Genomic DNA, 19,412 nt, shown 5'->3' with positions numbered 1-19,412 from the left:
GATGACCCGCTCCCAGAAGACCACCGGCTTGGTGTGCGGGTTGTCCACGCGGAAGATCCGCACCCCGTACGACATCCAGTGCCGCAGGATCCGCAGGGTCTCGGCGACCAGGCCGTCCATGTCCGCGTCGAAGGCGATCGGGTAGATGTCCTGGTACTTCTTCGGCGGGTTCTCCGCGTAGGCGATCGTGCCGTCCGGGCGGTGATGGAACCACTCGGGGTGTTTCTGCACCCAGGGGTGGTCCGGGGAGCACTGGAGCGCGAAGTCGAGCGCGATCTCCAGTCCCTGCTCCTTCGCCTGCTCGACGAACCAGGCGAAGTCCTCCAGCGTGCCCAACTCCGGGTGCACGGCGTCGTGCCCGCCCTCCGGAGAGCCGATCGCCCACGGCACGCCGACGTCCTCGTGACCGGGGGTGAGGGTGTTGTTGCGGCCCTTGCGGAAGGTCGTCCCGATCGGGTGGATCGGCGGCAGGTAGACGACGTCGAAGCCCATCGCGGCGATCGCGGGCAGCCGCCGGGCGGCGGTCCGGAAGGTCCCGTGCGGGCGTTCCGGCGTCCCCTCCGAGCGGGGGAAGAACTCGTACCACGAGCCGTACAGGGCCCGTTCGCGCTCGACCAGCAGCGGCAGGGTGTCGGACGCGGTGACCAGTTCCCGCACGGGATGCCGGGCGAGGACCTCGTCCACCTCCGGGGTCAGCGCCGCCGCGAGCCGGGAGGCGGCCGGGCGGTCCTCGTCGCGCAGGGCGTCGACCGCGGCGAGCAGGACGTCCCGTTCCCGCCCCTCGTCGCCGGACAACCCGGCGGCCGCCCGCTCGTAGAGGCGGGCGCCCTCCTCCAGGACCAGGCCGGTGTCGATCCCCGCCGGGATCTTGATCCGGGCGTGGTGGCGCCAGGTGCTGACCGGGTCGCTCCAGGCCTCCACGGTGTACGTCCAGCGGCCCGGCGCGTCCGGGGTGACCTCGGCGCCCCAGCGGTCGGTTCCGGGCGCCAGTTCACGCATCGGCGTCCACGGACCGGGGCGGCCCTCGGGGTCGCGCAGGACGACGTTGGCGGCGACGGCGTCGTGACCCTCGCGGAACACGGTGGCCGAGACCTGGAACGTCTCTCCGGTGACCGCCTTGGCGGGCCGGCGTCCGTGCTGGACGACCGGGCGGACGTCGAGGACGGGTATGCGCCCCACGGCGGGCACGTCACCCGCGGAGGATCGCTCCGGGGCCGGCGCTCCGGCGTCGGCGGGGGGCACGGAGGATGTCGTGGGCGTTGCGGGCGCTTTGGCGCGCGACGTACGGGGTGTCGGGGGTGCTGACGAATGGTGCGTGGCGGGCATGACCGCTCCTGTCCGCATCAACGTAGGTGGGCGGATGGATGTGGGGAGGTGGGTCCTGCGGTGGGGGGTGCCGGGTGTGCCCGGGCGGGCCCGGGGTCGTACTCGTGTCCGGACGGTGCCGGGGGTGTGCTCGGGTCGTACGGGGTCGTGTACCGGAGGAGCCTTCCCACCCTATTCGGGTGAGCAATCCGGCACTTTGTTAACTACTCACGCGTATGTCTACGTACAAGACCGGCCCCGTTCGCGGGGAACGGGGCCGGTGACGGCATCCCGCCGCTACGACCGCGGGATCCGCAGGAGTCTGTCCGGTGAACCGGCCCCCCGACCGGACACCTTGCCGCTCGACGCCCCCGCGACCAGGGCCCGTTCGACCTGGGCGGGCTTGGCCGCCGGGTGGCCGGCCAGATACAGCGCGGCCGCGCCCGCCGCGTGCGGCGCCGCCATCGACGTACCGGAGTAGGCCGACCGTCCGGTGTCGCTCGTGTGCGACGCGGAGGCGACCGACACGCCCGGGGCGAACAGGTCGAGGGTGGAACCGTGGTTGGAGAAGGGTGCCCGGGCGTCCTTGCGGTCGGTGGCGCCGACGGTGACGGCCTGGCGCACCCCGGCGGGGGAGTGCAGGGCCGCCGAGTGCCCGTCGTTGCCAGCGGCGACGGTGTAGGTGACCCCGGAGGCGATCGAGGCGCGGACGGCGGCGTCCAGGTGCGCGTTGTACGGGCCGCCCAGGCTGAGGTTGGCGACCGCCGGCCGGTGCGCGTGCCGGGTGACCCAGTCGATGCCCGCGATGACCCGCGCGGTGGTGCTCGCGCCGGCGTCGTCGAGCACGCGCACGGCCACCACCCTGGCCTTCTTCGCGACACCGAGGCTCGCACCCGCGACCGTCCCGGCGACATGGGTGCCGTGGCCGTTGCCGTCGGACGCGGTGCGGTCGCCGCCGACGAAGTCCCAGCCGTAGGAGGCCCGGCCGCCGAAGTCCCTGTGCGTGATCCGGATCCCGCTGTCGATGACGTACACCGTCACACCGGCCCCCGCGGACTTCGGCGCGGTGTACCTGCCGTTCAGGGGCAGGGACGCCTGGTCGATGCGGTCCAGCCCCCAGGACGGCGGGCTCTGCTGGGTCGTCTGCCCCCGTGACGTCGCGTGCAGCGTCACCCGCGTGTCCTGTACGACCGAGGCGACCCGCGGGTCGGCCGCCAGGCGCCGAGCCTGTCTCTCGCTCGCCTCGACGGCGAAGCCGTTGAGGACCGTGCCGTAGGTATGGCTGATACTCGCCCCGTACCGAGCGGCGATGCCGTCACCGGCCGCCGGGGCCCTCACCCCCTCCTTGAGCGTCACCAGGTAGCTGCCGCCGACGGCGCCGGGTGCTCCGGCGCCGCGTATCGTCCCCTCCGGTGCGGCGTGCGCGGGCAGGGTGACGGCCGAAAGCACCGCGGCCGTGACGACCGCGATCAGACCCCCCACCCGGCGCAGACGCCGACTTCGCGTCCGTGCCATGGCTCGAGTTCCCCTCCTCGACTCGGCGTACGGCGGCGCGTGCCGGGTACGCACTGCGCAGCCTCTCGTGTGGGGCGAAGCGCCACAAGGTGGCCTGTGGGGGCGGAACCGGCCATAAGGGGGCGGCTTCCGGGGCAGGAGCGGTGACATCGGCCGGTCCGGGGGCGGCCAGCCCCCAGCGACGCCGACGCCGACGCCGGTACCGTCATAACCGACGTAGACGCACACCGCCGTGCGTCTCTTCCTTACGCACGCCGAGGTGGAATGTGAAGGCGATCCGTCGATTCACCGTCCGACCCCTTCTCCCCGAACCCCTCCGGCCGCTCAGTGACCTGGCCCGCAACCTGCGGTGGTCCTGGCACGCGGAAACCCGTGACCTCTTCCAGTCAGTCGACCCCGAACGCTGGGCCGCCTCGGGCGGTGACCCGGTGCGGCTCCTCGGCAGTCTGCGTCCCGCGCGCCTCGCCGAACTGGCCGAGGACCGCCGCTTCCTGCGCCGGCTGACCGCGGCCACCGACGACCTGCACGACTACGTGACCGGCGACCGCTGGTACCAGACACAGGACGGAGCGGCCGAACTCCCGTCCGCCGTCGCCTACTTCTCGCCCGAGTTCGGCATCACGGCCGCCCTGCCCCAGTACTCCGGCGGCCTCGGCATCCTGGCCGGCGACCACCTGAAGGCGGCCAGCGACCTGGGCGTCCCGCTGATCGGCGTGGGCCTGCTGTACCGCCACGGCTACTTCCGCCAGACCCTCTCCCGGGACGGCTGGCAGCAGGAGCACTACCCCGTCCTCGACCCCAACGAGCTGCCGCTGACCCTGCTGAAGGAGGACGACGGCACCCCCGCCCAGGTCTCCCTCGCCCTGCCCGGCGGCCGCCTGCTGCGCGCCCGGGTCTGGCTGGCCCAGGTCGGCCGTGTCCCGCTGCTGATGCTCGACTCGGACGTCGAGGAGAACGACCTCGGCGAACGCGGGGTGACCGACCGGCTCTACGGCGGCGGCAGCGAGCACCGGCTGCTCCAGGAGATGCTGCTCGGGATAGGAGGTGTCCGGGCGGTACGGACGTACTGCCGCCTCACCGGCCACGCCCCGCCCGAGGTGTTCCACACCAACGAGGGGCACGCCGGCTTCCTCGGCCTGGAGCGGATCGCCGAACTCTGCGACGAGGGGCTCGACTTCGACTCCGGCCTGGAGGCCGTCCGGGCCGGCACGGTCTTCACCACCCACACCCCCGTCCCGGCCGGCATCGACCGCTTCGACCGCGAGCTGGTCGCCCGGCACTTCGGCCCCGGCGCCGAACTCCCGCGCATGGACGTGGGCCGCATCCTCGGCCTGGGCATGGAGACCTACCCCGGCGGCGAGCCCAACCTGTTCAACATGGCCGTGATGGGTCTGCGCCTGGCCCAGCGCGCCAACGGCGTCTCGCTGCTGCACGGCCAGGTCAGCCGCGAGATGTTCGCCGGCCTGTGGCCCGGTTTCGACGCCGAGGAGGTGCCGATCACCTCCGTGACCAACGGTGTGCACGCCCCGACCTGGGTCGCCCCGGAGGTCCTGCGGCTGGGCGCCCGCCAGATCGGCGCCCAGCGCACCGAGGACGCGCTCAGCGTCGGCGGCTCCGACCGCTGGGACTCCGTCGCCGACATCCCCGACCAGGACATCTGGGACCTCCGCCGGACCCTGCGCGAACAGCTGGTCCTGGAGGTGCGCAGCCGGCTGCGCACCTCCTGGCGGCAACGCGGCGCCGGCACGGCCGAGCTGGGCTGGATCGACGGCGTCCTCGACCCCGACGTCCTCACCATCGGCTTCGCGCGCCGCGTCCCGTCGTACAAACGCCTCACCCTCATGCTGCGCGACCGCGACCGCCTGATGGACCTGCTGCTGCACCCGGAGCGCCCGGTCCAGATCGTCGTCGCGGGCAAGGCGCACCCGGCGGACGACGGCGGCAAGAGGCTCGTCCAGGAGCTGGTCCGCTTCTCCGACGACCCACGGGTCCGCCACCGCATCGTCTTCCTCCCGGACTACGGCATGGCGATGGCGCAGAAGCTCTACCCCGGCTGCGACATCTGGCTGAACAACCCCCTGCGCCCCCTGGAGGCCTGCGGCACCAGCGGCATGAAGGCCGCCCTGAACGGCTGCCTCAACCTCTCGGTCCTGGACGGCTGGTGGGACGAGTGGTTCCAGCCCGACTTCGGCTGGGCGATCCCGACGGCGGACGGCGCCGGCACGGACCCCGACCACCGCGACGACATCGAGGCGGCGGCACTGTACGACCTGCTGGAACAGCGGATCACGCCCCGCTTCTACGAACAGGGCCGGCACGGCCTGCCCGACCGCTGGATCGAGATGGTCCGCCAGACCCTCACCCTGCTCGGCCCGAAGGTGCTTGCCGGCCGCATGGTCCGTGAGTACGTCGAACGGCTCTACACCCCCGCAGCCCGGGCCCACCGTGCCCTGGACCCGGACGCGGCCCGCGACCTGGCCGCCTGGAAGGCGCGGGTACGGGCGGCCTGGCACGCCGTCACCGTCGACCACGTCGAGACCTCCGCGGCCACCCCGACCGCCGAACTCGGCACCACCCTCGCCCTGCGGGTGCGGCTGACCCTCGGCGACCTCGCCCCCGACGACGTCGAGGTCCAGGCCGTCTCCGGCCGCGTCGACACCGAGGACCGCATCACGGACGCCTCGACGGTCCCGCTGAAACCGGTGGGCGGACCGGATCTGGAGGGCCGCTGGGTCTACGAGGGCCCGCTGTCCCTCGACCGCACCGGCCCCTACGGCTACACCGTCCGCATCCTCCCGAACCACCGCCTGCTGGCGTCGGGGGCGGAGCTGGGACTGGTGGCCGGTCCGTCGGAGGAGCTGGCGGAGGGGGCGGGGGTGCTGATGCGCTGACGCGCCGGCGGAAGGCCGTCGCCGGGGAGTCCGGCCCCTCCCCGGCGACCCGCCGCCACGACCGCGCGCACGCGGGCCTCCGCGCCACCGTCGCGTCAACGCTCCGGGGGCGGGCGACGAGGCGCGGAGGGGTTCCTCGCGGTGTACGAACGGCAGTGAGCCGGAGCACGCCGACTCCTGGGCGGATGGTCCACCGAGGACGGCAACGACAGGCGCGCGGGCGGTGCCGGCACGGCGCTGTCGTTCGCAGTGGGCGGGCCGGTGACACGGGCCCGCGCGGGCGTGACGGCGGCCCGGGCCGGCCCGCCTCCCCGGCCGCCGACCCCCGTGACGCCACACCGCGCGTCCGGCGCACACCGGCGGCCCGGCTTCTCGGACTCCTCGGTCCCGGGCGTGCCGGCAGACCCGGCCGGCCACGCGGAACCCGGCATCGGCGGCCCAGGCGCCCGTGGGCGCGGCCGGGTGAGGCGGCGGTCGCTCGGGTCAGTCCTCGGCGGCGTCCTCGCAGAGCCCGCGCAGGACCGTCCCGCACCGGCGCGCGTACGCCTGCTGCAAGCCCCGGGTGGCCGGGCCGCCCGCCCGTGCGTACCACTTCGCCGGCCGGCTGAACGCCGACACCGTCAGCCAGACCGTGCCGTCGCCCGTGCGGTCGACGACGAAGGACTCCTCGCCGCACTCGGGGTGGCCGGGCAGCGTGCCGTACGCCCAGCCCGCCCGCCTCGGTTCCTCCACCGTCCAGATCACTCGGCAGGGGGCCTTGACGAGGCCGGCCAGGGTGATGGTGACGTGCGCCTCGGCGGCCGCGCGTTCCGCGCTCGCGTCGACGCCGACGCCCATCGCGCGGTGCATCTCCCACGTCATGACCGCTTCCGCGGCGCGGCGGAACAGCGGTTCGCCCTCGCCCAGCCGGGCTCGGACGTGCAGGGGATGGAAGCCGGGCGGGCAGAAGCCGGGGCGGTCGCGGGTGGCACCGACGTCGGCGTACGTGAAGTCCTCCGAAGACATGGTGCCCAAGCGTAGGGCGGCACCCGGGAATGCCTTCGCCCCGGGTGCCGCCCGCTCTCGGCCGACGCGTCGTCGGTCAGCCGACGTTGACCGCCGACCAGGCCGCCGCCACCGCCTTGTACTCGGTGCTGGTGGAGCCGTACAGCGCCGCCGCCGCGCTCAGGGTGCCGGTGCGGGCGCCCGCGTACGTGGTGGTGGACGTGAAGTACTCGGTCAGGGCCTTGTACCAGATCTGGACCGCCTTGGCGCGGCCGATGCCGGTGACCGTCGAGCCGTTGGAGGTCGGGGAGTTGTAGGTCACCCCGTTGATGGTCTTGCTGCCGCTGCCCTCCGACAGGAGGTAGAAGAAGTGGTTCGCCGGGCCGGACGAGTAGTGCACGTCCAGGTTCTTCAGCGTCGACGACCAGTAGTCGGCCGACGAGCCGTCCTTGCTGGGCTGGTCCATGTGGCGCAGCGGGGTGCCGTTGCCGCGGATGTCGACCTTCTCGCCGATGAGGTAGTCGCCCGGGTCCTTGGCGTTCGCCGCGTAGAACTCCACCGCCGTGCCGAGGATGTCCGACGTGGCCTCGTTGAGGCCGCCCGACTCGCCGGAGTAGTTGAGCCCGGCCGTGTTCGAGGTGAGGCCGTGGGTCATCTCGTGGCCCGCCACGTCCAGGGACGTCAGCGGCTTGACGTTGCCCGCGCCGTCGCCGTACGTCATGCAGAAGCAGCTGTCGGACCAGAAGGCGTTGACGTACGCGTTGCCGTAGTGGACGCGGGAGTAGGCGGCGACGCCGTTGTTCTTGATGCCGTTGCGGCCCAGGACGTTCTTGTAGAAGTCCCAGGTGACCTGGGCGCCGTAGTGGGCGTCCACCGCCGCGTTCTGGTCGGTCGAGGAGCTGGTCGCGGTGCCGGTGCCCCAGACGTCGTCCGCGTCGGTGAAGAGCGTGCCCGCCGAGGAGGACGTGGCGCGGGCCTTGTTGTACGTCTTGTGGCCGCCGCGGGTGGCATCGTTGAGCTGGTAGGCCGAGCCCGACGGCGCGGTGCCGATCGGCACGGTGCCGTTGTACTGGCTGTGCCCCGTTCCGGTCTGGATGGCCTCCCACTCGTACAGCTTCTCGCCGGTCCGCGCGTCGGTGACGACGTGCAGCTCCTGCGGGGTGCCGTCGTGCTGGAAGCCGCCGACGACGGTCTCGTACGCGAGGGTCGGCCTGCCGTCCGCCGCCCAGACGACCTTGCGCGGGGCCTTGTCCGCCGTGGACTTGGTGGAGCCCTCCGCCCGGGCGGCCTTCAGGGCCTGCTTCTCGGCCGCGGCCCCGGTGACGTCCGCGGTGAGGTCGGCGACCTCGATGGTGGCCTTCGTGGCCTTGGTGATGCCCTCGGTCTCGCCGGACTCCGACTCGTGGATCACCAGGTCGCCGCCGAGGACCGGGAGTCCGGCGTACGTACGCTCGTAGCGGGTGTGGGTCGTGCCGTCCGCGTTCTTGATGACGTCGCGGACGACGAGCTTCTCCTGGGCGCCCAGGCCTATCTCGTCCGCCGTCTCGGCCGCGGCGGCGTCCGCCTCCCTGATCAGGGCGGTGCGGGCGGCCGGGGCCAGGGCGACCGGGACGGCGCCGGCCTCGGCCCGGGCGGCGGTCGCGTCGCTCTGGGCGGAGGCGCCGGTGGTCATGCCGGCGGTGATGAGGGCTCCGGCGGCGACGGCGGTCGCGACGGCCAGAGTCGTGCGCTTGTGACGCGCGTAGACGGTGGACACACAAGCTCCTTTTGTGGGGGAAGCGCTCTGGTGCTGGTGCGGCGGGTGGAGGAAGAGTGACACCTGGGGCGCGTACATGTCAGGAGCGGGCGGTGATGTTGGCCAAAAGTCGACTGTCCGGTGAACGTTTCGGGAAGGTGAACGGGCGCCGCCCCGGCGGGAGTTGACCCACCGGGGCGACGCCTGTGCGCGAGGTCTTCCGCAGCGGTGACCTACGGGAAGGTCAGCTTCCAGCTGTTGATGTGGCCGGTGTCCTGGGCCGCGTTGTCCTGGACTCTCAACTGCCAGGTGCCGTTGGCGACTTCGGAGGAGGCGTTCACCGTGTACGTGGTGTTGAGGTTGTCCGTGCTGCCACCGGTGCCGTACGCCTTCAGCGTGTACGCCGTGCCGTCGGGGGCGACCAGCTGCACCTGAAGGTCACCGATGTAGGTGTGGACGATGTCGACCGCCACCGCGAGGTTCGACGGCGCGTTGCCCGTCCGCCCGGAGACGGTGATCGACGACGTGACCGCCGCGCCCCTGTCCGGAATCGATACGTCGGTGGTGTTCTCGAAGGACGTGCCGCCGCCACCGCCGCCACCGGGACGCGAGCCGACCGCGACGCCCGCCCACGCGTGGGCCACCGCCGTGTACTCGGGCGACGTGGTGCCGTACAGCTCACCGGCCGCCGCGAGGGTGCCGGTGCGGGCGCCCGCGTAGTTGGTGGTCGAGGTGAACTTCGTGGTCAGGGCGCGGAACCAGATCTTCTCCGCCTTGTCGCGGCCGATGCCGGTGACCGGCAGGTTGTCCGCGGTGGGCGAGTTGTAGGTGACACCGTTGATGGTCTTGGTGCCGCTGCCCTCGGACAGCAGGTAGAAGAAGTGGTTCGCCGGGCCGGACGAGTAGTGCACGTCGACCGAGCCGATGCCGGAGTACCAGTTGTCCTTGGACGAGCCGTCCTTGCTGGGCTTGTCCATGTAGCGCAGCGGGGTGCCGTCGCCGTTGATGTTGATCTCCTCGCCGATGAGGTAGTCACCGATGTCGGAGGAGTTGTTGGCGTAGAACTCGACGGTCGAGCCGAAGATGTCCGAGGTCGCCTCGTTCAGACCGCCGGACTCGCCGCTGTAGTTGAGCCCGGCCGTGTTGGAGGTGAGCCCGTGGGTCATCTCGTGGGCGGCCACGTCGATCGAGGTCAGCGGGTTGGCGTTGCCGGAGCCGTCGCCGTACGTCATGCAGAAGCAGCTGTCCGACCAGAACGCGTTGACGTAGTTGTTGCCGTAGTGGACGCGCGAGTACGCGCCGACGCCGTCGCCGCGGATGCCGGAGCGCCCGTGCACGTTCTTGTAGTAGTCCCAGGTCAGGGCGGCGCCGTAGTGGGCGTCGGCGGCGGCCGACTCCAGGTTGGACGGGCTGCCGTTGCCCCAGATGTCGTCGGCGCCCGAGAAGAGGGTGCCGGTGCCGGAGGTGCCGCGGTTGAGGTTGTACGTCTTGTGGTTGCCGCGCGCGCCGTCGGTGAGGTTGTACGCCGACCCGGACTGCGTGGTGGTGAGCGGGACCTGACCGCTGTACACCGTGTTGCCGGTGCCGGTCTCGATCGCCTCCCACTCGTACAGCTTCGCGCCCGTCGTGGCGTCCGTGATGACGTGCAGTTCCTGCGGGGTCCCGTCGTGCTGGAACCCGCCCACGACCGTCTCGTACGCCACCGTCGGCGTGCCGTTCGCGGCCCAGATCACCTTGCGGGGCGCGCGGTTGACGTCCGGGCTCTTGGCCTCCTCCGCCCGCGCGGCGGCCAGCGCCTGGGCCTCGGCCCGGGCGGCGGGCAGCTGGGCGGTGGTGGTGGCCGGCGCGATGGCGGCCCGGGTGGCCTTGACGACGGACTCCGTCGCCCCGGCCGGCGTGCTCTCGACGACCAGGTCGCCGCCGAGCACCGGCAGGCCCGCGTAGGTGCGCTCGTAGCGGGTGTGGACCGTGCCGTCCGCGTCCTTGACGACGTCCCGGACGACGAGCGCCTCCTTGGCGCCCAGGCCCAGTTCCTCGGCGGTCCGCGCCTTGTCGGCGTCGGCCTCGCGTATCAGCTCGGCGCGCTGGGCGGGGGAGAGCCGGACCGACTCCGAGCCCGGGATCGCCTGGCCGGCCGCCTGCGGTGCCTTCTCCGGGGCGGCCGTCGCGGCGCCGGACTGCACGGCGGCGGCGATGAGCGCGGAGACGCCGACGAGGGCGACGGCCGCGGCTCTGCGGTACGGGGTGTGGGAGGTGCGTCTGGAAGAACTGCTGTTCAACGCTGACTCCTTCTGCGCGGCCGCGGGTCCCGCGGCCAGGGGAGACCGGACGACGGGTGAGCCGTCCGGGCACGACAAAGGGCGGTACGCAGAACGGGGTGATGCTGTGGGGTTGCTGTGAACCAGCAGTGGGAAGAGTGGCAGCCGACAGCGCTATCTGTCAGGGGCGCGTCAGAAAGTTGGCCGGAAACGGTTCGTTGTCCGGGAGTTCATGTTCGATATACGGACCGGAAGGGTGCGCCGACGGCTCGGTGGGCGTCCCCGCCTGCCGCAGGGCGGTTCAGGCCAGGCTGTCCCGCCAGGCCTGGTGCAGGTCCGCGAACCGGCCCGTCCCCGCGATCAGTTCGGCCGGACTGCCGTCCTCGACGATCCTCCCGTGCTCCATGACGAGCACCCGGTCGGCGATCTCCACGGTCGACAGCCGGTGCGCGATCACCACCGCCGTACGGCCCTTCAGCACCGTCGCCATCGCCGCCTGCACGGCCCGCTCGCCCGGGATGTCCAGGGAACTGGTCGCCTCGTCGAGGATCAGCACCGCCGGATCCGCGAGCAACGCCCGAGCGAAGGCGACCAGCTGGCGCTGCCCGGCGGAGATACGGCCACCCCGCTTGCGGACGTCCGTGTCGTAGCCGTCGGGCAGGGCGCTGACGAACTCGTGCGCGCCGATCGCCTTGGCCGCCCGCTCGATCTCCTCCCGGCTCGCGTCGGGCCGCCCGATGGCGATGTTCTCGGCGACCGTGCCGGAGAACAGGAACGCCTCCTGCGTCACCATGACCACCCCGCGCCGCAGTTCCGGCATCGCCAGGTCGCGCAGGTCGACGCCGTCGAGGAGGACCCGGCCGGCCGTGGGGTCGTAGAAGCGGGCGAGGAGCTTGGCCAGCGTGGACTTGCCGGCACCCGTCGAGCCGACCACCGCGACCGTCTGCCCGGCCGGCAGGGTGAGGTCGAAGCGGGGCAGCACCTCGCCGCCGGTGCGGTAGCCGAAACCGACCCCGTCGAACACGACCTCACGGCCCGGCAGTCCGCCGCGCCGGGCCGGAAGCTCCTTGGGAGCGGACGGCTCCGGCACGGACGGCGCCTGGGCCAGCAGGCCCGCGATCTTCTCCAGCGAGGCCGCCGCCGACTGGTAGGAGTTGAGGAACATGGCCAGCCGGTCGATCGGGTCGTACAGCCGCCGCAGGTAGAGCACCGCCGCCGCCAGCACACCCAGCTCCAGCGAGTCGCCGGCCACCCGGTACGCGCCCCACAGCACGATCAGCGCCACGGCCGTGTTGGCGACCAGCCGCGAACCGATGACGTACCGGGCCATCTCCAGGAGCGCGTCGCCGTTGGTCCGCTCGTGCCGCCGGTTCAGCACCCGGAAGTCGGCGTCGTTGACGGCCTCGCGGCGGAACGCGCGCACCGGACGGATGCCGTTCATCGTCTCCACGAACTTCACGATCACGGCCGCGATCGCGGTGGACCGCGTCCGGAACACCTGCCCGGCGCGCCGCTGGTAGATCCGGACGAGGAGGTGGAGCGGCACGAAGGAGGCCACCGCGACGGCCCCCAGCCCCAGGTCCAGCCAGAGCAGCATCGCCGCGATGTAGAGGAAGGACAGGACGACGGTGGCCAGTTCCTGCAAGCCCTCGCTGAGCAGTTCGCGCAGGGACTCCACGTCCGTGGTGGAGCGGGAGATGAGCCGGCCCGAGGTGTAGCGCTCGTGGAAGTCGACGCTCAGCGCCTGCGCGTGCCGGAAGATCCGGCCGCGCAGGTCCAGCAGCACGTCCTGGTTGACCCGGGCGGAGGCGATCAGGAAGGCGTACTGCAGCCCGCCGGAGGCCAGCGCGCACACCAGGTACCCGACGGCCACGGCGACCAGAGGGCCGTTGTCGTCACTGCGGAACGCCGGTACGGCGCGGTCGATGGTGTACGCCACCAGCAGCGGGCCCGCCTGCACGGCCGCCTGCTGGAACAGCAGCAGGAGCGTGGTGAGGGCGACGCGCGCCTTCATCGGGGCGAGCAGCGAGCGCAGCAGCGCGGCCGTGGCCCCCGGAGGGGTGGGCAGGACGTCCCGGTCGAAGGGGTCGCCGGTGTCCTTGGCGGGGGGAAGGTCCGCGTCGTCGGTGGTGGGGGAGGAGGTCGTGGGGGTGGTCATCGGCGGTCGGCCTCCTGTTCCCCGAACTGATCGGCGGACTGTTTCCCGGACTGCTCTCCCGGCAGTTCCCCGGAGTGTTCTCCCGGCAGTCCCCCGGACCGCTCTGCCCGCAGTGCGCCCGGGAGTTCCCCGAACCGTTCTCCCGGCCGTTCCCCGGACTGCTCGCCGGACATGAGGCGGGCGTACTCGGCGTTGCTGCGCAGGAGTTCGTGGTGGGTGCCCACGGCGGTGATCCGGCCGTCCGACAGCAGGGCGACGCGGTCGGCGAGCAGCACGGTGGACGGGCGGTGGGCCACGATCAGCGCGGTGGTGTCGGCGAGGACCTGCCGCAGCGCCGCCTCCACGGCGGCCTCCGTGTGGACGTCCAGCGCGGACAGCGGGTCGTCCAGGACGAGGAACCGGGGCCGGCCGACGACGGCCCGCGCGAGCGCGATCCGCTGCCGCTGCCCGCCGGAGAGACTGAGCCCCTGCTCCCCGACCTGCGTGTCGGTGCCCTGCGGCAACGCGTGCACGAACTCGGCCTGCGCGACCGCCAGCGCCCGCTCCAGCTCGGTCGGTCCGGCGCTGTCCCCGGCCCCCATGAGCACGTTCTCCCCGACGCTCGCCGAGAAGAGGGTGGGTTCCTCGAAGGCGACGGCCACCTTCGACCGCAGCTCTTCGCGGGACATCGCGGTGATGTCCTCCCCGTCGAGCGTGATCCGCCCGGACGTCACCTCGTGCAGCCGGGGGACCAGGGCGGTGAGGGTGGTCTTGCCGCTCCCGGTGGCCCCGACGAGCGCCATGGACTCACCGGGGCGGATGTGGAGGTCGACGTGGTCGAGGGTGGGCGGGGAGCCGGGGGCGGCGTCGGGATAGCGGAAGACGACGTCGTCGAACCGCAGACCGCCCTCGGCCGGGTGCGCCGGACGCGCCGTGGCGATCGTCGGCGACTCCGGCTCCGCGTCCATCACCTCGAAGTACCGCTCGGTCGCCGTGGCCGCCTCCTGACTCATCGCCAGCAGGAAGCCGATGGAGTCCACCGGCCACCGCAGCGCCAGGGCCGTGGAAAGGAAGGCGACCAGCGTCCCCGCGGACAGCTCCCCGTCCGCCACCTGGACCGCCCCCAACACCAGCGCCGCCCCGATGGCCACCTCGGGCAGGGTGATGATGACCGCCCAGATCGTCGCCAGCAGCCGGGCCTTGCGCAGTTCGGTCCCGCGCAGCGTCCCCGACAGCTCCCGGAACGCCCGCGCCTGACTGCGGTGCCGCCCGAACCCCTTGATGATCCGGATGCCGAGCACGCTCTCCTCGACGACCGTCGTCAGATCCCCCACCTGGTCCTGCGCGAGCCGCGCCACCCGCGAGTACTGGCCCTCGAAGACCACGCACATGACGATCACGGGCACGGCCGGCCCCAGGATCACCAGTCCCAGCGTCCAGTCCTGGAGCAGCATGATGATCACGCCGACGAGGATCGTCACCCCGTTGACCAGCAGGAAGGTCAGCGGAAAGGCGAGGAACATGCGCAGCAGCATCAGGTCGGTGGTGCCCCGGGACAGCAACTGGCCCGAGGGCCAGCGGTCGTGGAAGGAGACCGGCAGCCGCTGGAGATGCCGGTACAGCTCCGCCCGCATCTCCGCCTCGACATGGGACAGCGGCCGCGCCACCAGCCACCGCCGCAGCCCGAACAGGACCGACTCGGCGACGCCCAGCAGCAGCAGGTACAGCGCGCCCAGCCACACGCCCGCCGGGTCCCGGTCGGCGACCGGCCCGTCCACCATCCACTTCAGGACGAGCGGGATCACCAGGCCCGTGCAGGAGGCCACGATCGCGACGAGGGCCGCGGTGAACAGCCGCACCCGCACCGGCCGCACATACGGCCACAGGCGGAGCAACGTCCGTACCGCGGAGCGGTCCTTGGGGGGTGCAGGCGTCGTCGACATCACCGGCGAGCCTACGGACCGCCACTGACATCGCCCACCGAGTTTTCGCCGGACCGGACTCGGGCCTCGCTCCTACGACCTGCGTGTTCGAGCCGGCGGGCCGCGCGGACCCGGGCACGCTCGTACGCCGACATCATCCGATCGGCCGATGCCCCGGCTCGTGGCCGCCCGGCGCGCACCCCGCACCTCGCGGAACCCCCCGCCGTGCCCGCCGCCGGGGCCACGCGGACCGCTCCTGCGGGCCGGCCCGCCCGGGACGAGGGGTACGGGCCGGTTGCTGAACCGCTCTCAGCGCTCCGGGACCCGTATCTCGAACCACGTCGTCTTCCCCCGCGGCAGCAGATCGACCCCCCACCGGTCGGCCAGCTTGTCGACGAGGAACAAGCCCCGGCCGCTGACGTCCATCTCCTGCACCGGCATCAGACAGGGCAGCCCGCGTGAGGGATCGCGGACCTCGACGCGGATCCAGCCGCGACGGCGGCGCATCCGGAGGCCGAAGACGCGGGCGCCGGTGTGGCGGACGGCGTTGCCGACGAGTTCCGAGACGAGCAGGACGGCGTCCTCGGTCGTCTTGGGGGTGAGCTGCCACTGACGGAGGACGACGACCTGGGTGAGCCGGCGGGCGGTGGCGGCGGACTCGGGCCGGGACGGCAGCGGAACCTCCGCCTCCGTCGGGTTGCCGAACAACTCCAGCGCCTTGAGCGCCCGTTCGTCCTCGACCGCAGGCGACCAGCGTGCCGCGGCCACACGCCCGTGCCCTCGCGGCTGTTCGAAACCCTCCAGCCCCGCCATGCCCCCATCATGGCCGTCGGGGGGCTCCTCCGTGGTGGTTCCGGGGGAATAGACCCCCCGGAAGCTCTCATTCCACACGATTCGACCGGCATATGCCAAAGGTGGTTCAGGGCCTGTCAAAGCCCTGCCGACCTGTGGTGACAGCGTGCCCGGAGGCAGTCGACGGGCACCCTCGACAAGGCAGGCTTAAGGGTGCCTTAAGGCTTCCATAAACCGCCCCATCGAGGGACCCGGACGAGACACACCGTCACTAGCCGCAGTTCTGGGAGGGATTCGCGGAGAGGAGTCTCACCGAACCGGCCGGCCGCCGGTCGTGTCGAGGGACTTCACAGGAACTTCGCCTTCCCCGGCCCCTCCTCCACGAAGCTCCGCATGCCGATCTCGCGGTCGGCGGTCGCGAACAGGCCCGCGAACCAGTTCCGTTCCACGGCGAGACCCGTCTCGATGTCCGTCTCCAGACCGGTGTCGATCGACTCCTTCGCCGCGCGCAGCGCGATCGCCGGGCCCTGGGCCAGCTTCGCCGCCCACGCGTGCGCCTGGGCGTACACCTCGCCGGCCGGGACCACCCGGTCCACCAGGCCCAGCGTCAGCGCCTCGTCCGCCTTCACCATCCGGCCCGTGAAGATGAGGTCCTTCGCCTTGGACGGGCCGACCAGCCGGGACAGACGCTGGGTGCCGCCCGCGCCGGGGATCAGGCCGAGCAGGATCTCGGGCTGGCCCAGCTTCGCGTTGTCCGCGGCGATCCGGAAGTCCGCGCACAGCGCCAGCTCGCAGCCACCGCCCAGTGCGTAGCCGGTCACGGCGGCCACCACCGGCTTGGGGATGCGGGCCACCGCCGTGAAGGAGTCCTGCAGGGCGCGGGCTCGCAGGACCATCGCCGTGTGGTCCATGGCCTGCATCTCCTTGATGTCCGCGCCCGCCGCGAACACCTTCTCGCCGCCGTAGACCACCACGGCGCGGACGTCGTCGCGACGGCCCGCCTCCTCGGCCAGTTCCTTCAGCCGGTCCTGCGTGGCGACGTCCAGCGCGTTCATGGGCGGGCGGTCGAGGCGCAGGGTGCCGACGCCCTCGGAGACTTCGAGATTCACGGTCATGCCAGCAGGTTAACGGGCACTAACGACGACGGGCCCGGTGCTGTCCGTCACAGCACCGGGCCCGTCAATCGGGTGGGACCTACTTCGTCCACTCCGCCCACGGGATGTTCCAGCCGTTGAGGCCGTTGGCCGGGTCGACCGTCGGGTCGGTGGAGTTCTTCACGACCACCACGTCGCCGATCATCGAGTGGTTGAAGAACCACGCGGCCGGCACGCCGCTGTCGTAGCCGCCGCGCACGTCGCGCAGGCCGATGCAGCCGTGGCTGGCGTTGTAGTTGCCGAAGGCGTCGCCGCCCCAGTAGTTGCCGTGCACGAAGGTGCCCGAGTTGGTCAGGCGCATGGCGTGCGGGACGTCCTTGATGTCGTACTCGCCGTCGTAGCCGACCGTGTCGCCGTTCATGCGGGTCACCGTGAACTTCTCGCTGATGACCATCTGGCCGTTCCAGGTGGCGTAGCCGGGCTTGCCGGTGGTGACCGGGATGGTCTTGACGACCTTGCCCTCCCGCATGACCTTCATCGTGCGCTTCTTGGCGTCCACGACGGACACCTGGTTGCGGCCGATGGTGAAGGAGACGGTCTTGGACTGCTTCCCGTAGACGCCCTTGCGGCCCTCGACGCCGTCGAGGTTCAGCTCGACCGTCACCTTGGTGCCGGCCTTCCAGTACTGCTCGGGGCGGAAGTCGAGGCGGTCGTTGCCGAACCAGTGGCCCTGGACGTCGACGGCCGGCTCCGTCTTGATCCGGATGGCCTTCTCGACGTCGTCCGGCTTGGTGATGCCGCGCGTGAACCGGATCGAGAACGGCATGCCGACACCGACCGTCGAGCCGTCCTCCGGCGTGAAGTTGCCGACGAAGGTGTTCTCCGGCGTCAGCGTGGTGAAGCTCGCGTCCTCGGCGGCCGTACGGCCCGCGGAGTCCTTCGCGACCGCGTGCACCTGGTAGGTGGTGGCGGCCGCCAGGTGCGTGCTGGGCGTCCAGCCGGCGCCGTCCGCGGAGATCGTGCCGGGGACCGCCGTGCCCTCGGTGTCCTTGACGACGACCTCGGTCAGCTTGCCCTTGGCGGCCGTGACCTTGAGGGCGCCGCTGGTGTCGACGGACTTCGCGCCGTGCCGGGGGGCGATGGTGACGACCGCCTCGGACTGCCCGCTCTGCGCGGTGGCGGAGCCGGAGCCCTTCTTGTCCTCGCCCTTCCCCGAGCCGGAGTCGGACGCTCCGCCGCCGCAGCCCGTGACGGCCAGCAGCAGCCCCCCGACGATCAGTGCCAACCGCTTGTTGCGGCCGCGTGAGCGGCCACCAACCGACGCCCCCGGTATCGGTCGCACGTTCAATTCTGTTCTCCCCTCCCCCGGGCCGGTGAGGCCCGCACGCAGACGCGTCGCCCACGCTGCGCGCATATTAACCACAAGGTCAGCGGCACTGGTGACCCCCAATTGTCACTGTTCAGTCCCAACTTCGACCTTGCGACGAAGGGGTCAGTTCACCGCGCTGCCTTCCGTCCACTCCTCCCAGTCCATGTTCCAGCCTCCGAGCCCGTTGTCGGGAGCCACTTGCTTGTCCTTGCTGTTGACGACCTCGATGACGTCCCCGATGAGACTGCGGTCGAAGAACCAGCCCGCGGGCGTCTCCGAACTCCCGCCTCTGATGTCCCTGAGGCCCACGCATCCATGGCTGATGTTGCGCCGCCCGAAGACGTCCGCCGACGCCCAGTAGCTGCCGTGCAGGAAGGTGCCCGAGTCGGTCAGCCGCATGGCGTGCGGCACGTCCGGGACGTCGTACTCGGCCTTGCCGTTCTTCTTCGTGAAGCCGACCGTGGCGCCGTTCATCCGGGTCAGCTCGTGCATCTCGGTCACCACCATCTTCCCGTTGTACGTCGTCGTCTTGGGCGCCCCGGCGGTGATGGGCACGGTGGCGATCAGGTCGCCGTCGCGCCGCACCTTCATCGTGTGCCGGGCGGCGTCGACGACGGAGACCTGGTGGCGGCCGATGGTGAACGAGAACGTCTTGGACTGGAGCCCGAAGACGCCGGGCGCGCCCTCGACGTCCCGGAACCGCAGGGCGACGGTGACCTTGGTGCCGGGCCGCCAGTAGTCCCGGGGACGGAAGTCGAGGCGGTCGTTGCCGAACCAGTGCGGCCGGATCTCGACGGCCGGTCTGGCCGTGACCTGGACGGCGCGTTCGACGGCCGCGCGGTTCTCGATCTCCCGGTTGAACTTCATCGACACGATCATCCCGGTGCCGACCGTGGACCGGTTCTCGGGCGCGATGTACCCGATGAAGCGCTCCTCGGGGACGTGCGTGGTGAACGTGGTGTGGCGGGCCGAGCGCCGGCCGTCGCCGTCGACGGCCACCGCGTCGACCGTGTAGCGGGCGGCGAGCGCGAGCCGGTTGTCGTGCGGGCGCCAGCTCAGCCCGTCCGCGGAGATCCGGCCCGGCACCGGGGTCTCCTGCGCGTCCTGCGCCTTGACGACCTTCACCGACTCCAGGCGCCCGTCGGGCACCCGCACTCTGAGCCCCTGCTCGGGGCGCACCTCCTTGCTGCCGTCCGCGGGGGTGACGCGGATGACGTCCTCGGGGGCCGGCGGTTTCCCGAGCACCCGGTCGAGCCCGCCGGCGTCGTCCCCGGTGCAGCCGGCGGCCCCGGCCAACAGTCCTGCCCATGTCATTACGGCGGCCAAAGCGGCCCCCGCGCGCCGTGCGCGCCGTTGTACGTGCCTCACACGGTGTCCAACGACGGGCCCCGCTCCGGGGAAACGTGAGTG

The 19,412-nt window shown here is 71.9% G+C and carries 12 protein-coding genes; 1 reads left to right on the top strand and 11 read right to left on the bottom strand.

Features of this window, described 5'->3' with window-relative positions; translation table 11 throughout:
• On the bottom strand, nucleotides 1–1,326 hold a 1,326-nt coding region (locus ACF1A1_RS23480), incomplete at its 3' end, for a maltotransferase domain-containing protein (protein WP_392002408.1).
• Between the two features lie 276 nt (nucleotides 1,327–1,602).
• Nucleotides 1,603–2,820: a S8 family peptidase gene (locus ACF1A1_RS23475; RefSeq protein ID WP_392002406.1), complete on the bottom strand. Its 1,218-nt coding sequence runs from the start codon at nucleotides 2,818–2,820 to the stop codon at nucleotides 1,603–1,605.
• Nucleotides 2,821–3,086: 266 nt separating this feature from the next.
• On the opposite strand from ACF1A1_RS23475, the gene ACF1A1_RS23470 reads away from it, so the two are divergent.
• Entirely contained in the window at nucleotides 3,087–5,711 is a 2,625-nt protein-coding gene (locus tag ACF1A1_RS23470) for a glycosyltransferase family 1 protein (protein WP_392002404.1), read from the top strand.
• A gap of 483 nt (nucleotides 5,712–6,194) precedes the next feature.
• On the opposite strand, the gene ACF1A1_RS23465 is transcribed toward ACF1A1_RS23470, so the two are convergent.
• The 9 genes from ACF1A1_RS23465 to ACF1A1_RS23425 all read right to left on the bottom strand — a co-directional run bounded on the left by ACF1A1_RS23465 (nucleotide 6,195) and on the right by ACF1A1_RS23425 (nucleotide 19,370).
• On the bottom strand, nucleotides 6,195–6,716 hold the full coding sequence (locus tag ACF1A1_RS23465) for a DUF1990 family protein (protein ID WP_392002403.1): 522 nt from the start codon (nucleotides 6,714–6,716) through the stop codon (nucleotides 6,195–6,197).
• Between the two features lie 76 nt (nucleotides 6,717–6,792).
• Nucleotides 6,793–8,451 carry a M4 family metallopeptidase gene (locus tag ACF1A1_RS23460; RefSeq protein ID WP_392002402.1) on the bottom strand — a complete coding sequence of 553 codons (1,659 nt, stop codon included), beginning with the start codon at nucleotides 8,449–8,451 and terminating at the stop codon, nucleotides 6,793–6,795.
• A gap of 212 nt (nucleotides 8,452–8,663) precedes the next feature.
• Nucleotides 8,664–10,709, bottom strand: a complete 2,046-nt coding sequence (locus ACF1A1_RS23455) for a M4 family metallopeptidase (protein WP_392002401.1) — start codon at nucleotides 10,707–10,709, stop codon at nucleotides 8,664–8,666.
• Nucleotides 10,710–10,989: 280 nt separating this feature from the next.
• A complete protein-coding gene (locus ACF1A1_RS23450; protein WP_392002399.1) occupies nucleotides 10,990–12,846 on the bottom strand; it encodes an ABC transporter ATP-binding protein in 1,857 nt (618 codons plus the stop codon).
• Nucleotides 12,843–14,768 (bottom strand): ABC transporter ATP-binding protein, encoded by a 1,926-nt coding sequence (locus tag ACF1A1_RS23445; protein ID WP_392002398.1) that lies wholly within the window; start codon nucleotides 14,766–14,768, stop codon nucleotides 12,843–12,845. Before ACF1A1_RS23445 ends, ACF1A1_RS23450 begins: the two co-directional genes overlap by 4 nt.
• 288 nt (nucleotides 14,769–15,056) lie before the next feature.
• The gene (locus tag ACF1A1_RS23440) at nucleotides 15,057–15,560 is read right to left on the bottom strand and encodes an ATP-binding protein (protein ID WP_392002396.1); all 504 of its coding nucleotides are present in this window, start codon (nucleotides 15,558–15,560) and stop codon (nucleotides 15,057–15,059) included.
• A gap of 326 nt (nucleotides 15,561–15,886) precedes the next feature.
• Nucleotides 15,887–16,654 (bottom strand): enoyl-CoA hydratase/isomerase family protein, encoded by a 768-nt coding sequence (locus ACF1A1_RS23435; protein WP_392002394.1) that lies wholly within the window; start codon nucleotides 16,652–16,654, stop codon nucleotides 15,887–15,889.
• A 79-nt stretch (nucleotides 16,655–16,733) separates the two neighbouring features.
• On the bottom strand, nucleotides 16,734–17,981 hold the full coding sequence (locus ACF1A1_RS23430; RefSeq protein ID WP_392002392.1) for an Ig-like domain-containing protein: 1,248 nt from the start codon (nucleotides 17,979–17,981) through the stop codon (nucleotides 16,734–16,736).
• Nucleotides 17,982–18,125: 144 nt separating this feature from the next.
• Nucleotides 18,126–19,370 (bottom strand): Ig-like domain-containing protein, encoded by a 1,245-nt coding sequence (locus ACF1A1_RS23425; RefSeq protein ID WP_392002391.1) that lies wholly within the window; start codon nucleotides 19,368–19,370, stop codon nucleotides 18,126–18,128.
• Between the last annotated feature and the right edge of the window lie 42 nt (nucleotides 19,371–19,412).

It is taken from the genome of Streptomyces sp. NPDC014995 (assembly GCF_043080745.1).
Lineage (GTDB): Bacteria > Actinomycetota > Actinomycetes > Streptomycetales > Streptomycetaceae > Streptomyces.
This window is presented reverse-complemented; position numbering and strand designations above follow the sequence as displayed.

What these genes read in the sequence shown, in the direction of transcription:
- ACF1A1_RS23435 (WP_392002394.1), bottom strand. Translation starts at nt 16,654, where the DNA reads ATGACCGTGAATCTCGAAGTCTCCGAGGGCGTCGGCACCCTGCGCCTC.
- ACF1A1_RS23465 (WP_392002403.1), bottom strand. Translation starts at nt 6,716, where the DNA reads ATGTCTTCGGAGGACTTCACGTACGCCGACGTCGGTGCCACCCGCGAC.
- ACF1A1_RS23450 (WP_392002399.1), bottom strand. Translation starts at nt 12,846, where the DNA reads ATGACCACCCCCACGACCTCCTCCCCCACCACCGACGACGCGGACCTT.
- ACF1A1_RS23475 (WP_392002406.1), bottom strand. Translation starts at nt 2,820, where the DNA reads ATGGCACGGACGCGAAGTCGGCGTCTGCGCCGGGTGGGGGGTCTGATC.
- ACF1A1_RS23440 (WP_392002396.1), bottom strand. Translation starts at nt 15,560, where the DNA reads ATGGCGGGGCTGGAGGGTTTCGAACAGCCGCGAGGGCACGGGCGTGTG.
- ACF1A1_RS23445 (WP_392002398.1), bottom strand. Translation starts at nt 14,768, where the DNA reads ATGTCGACGACGCCTGCACCCCCCAAGGACCGCTCCGCGGTACGGACG.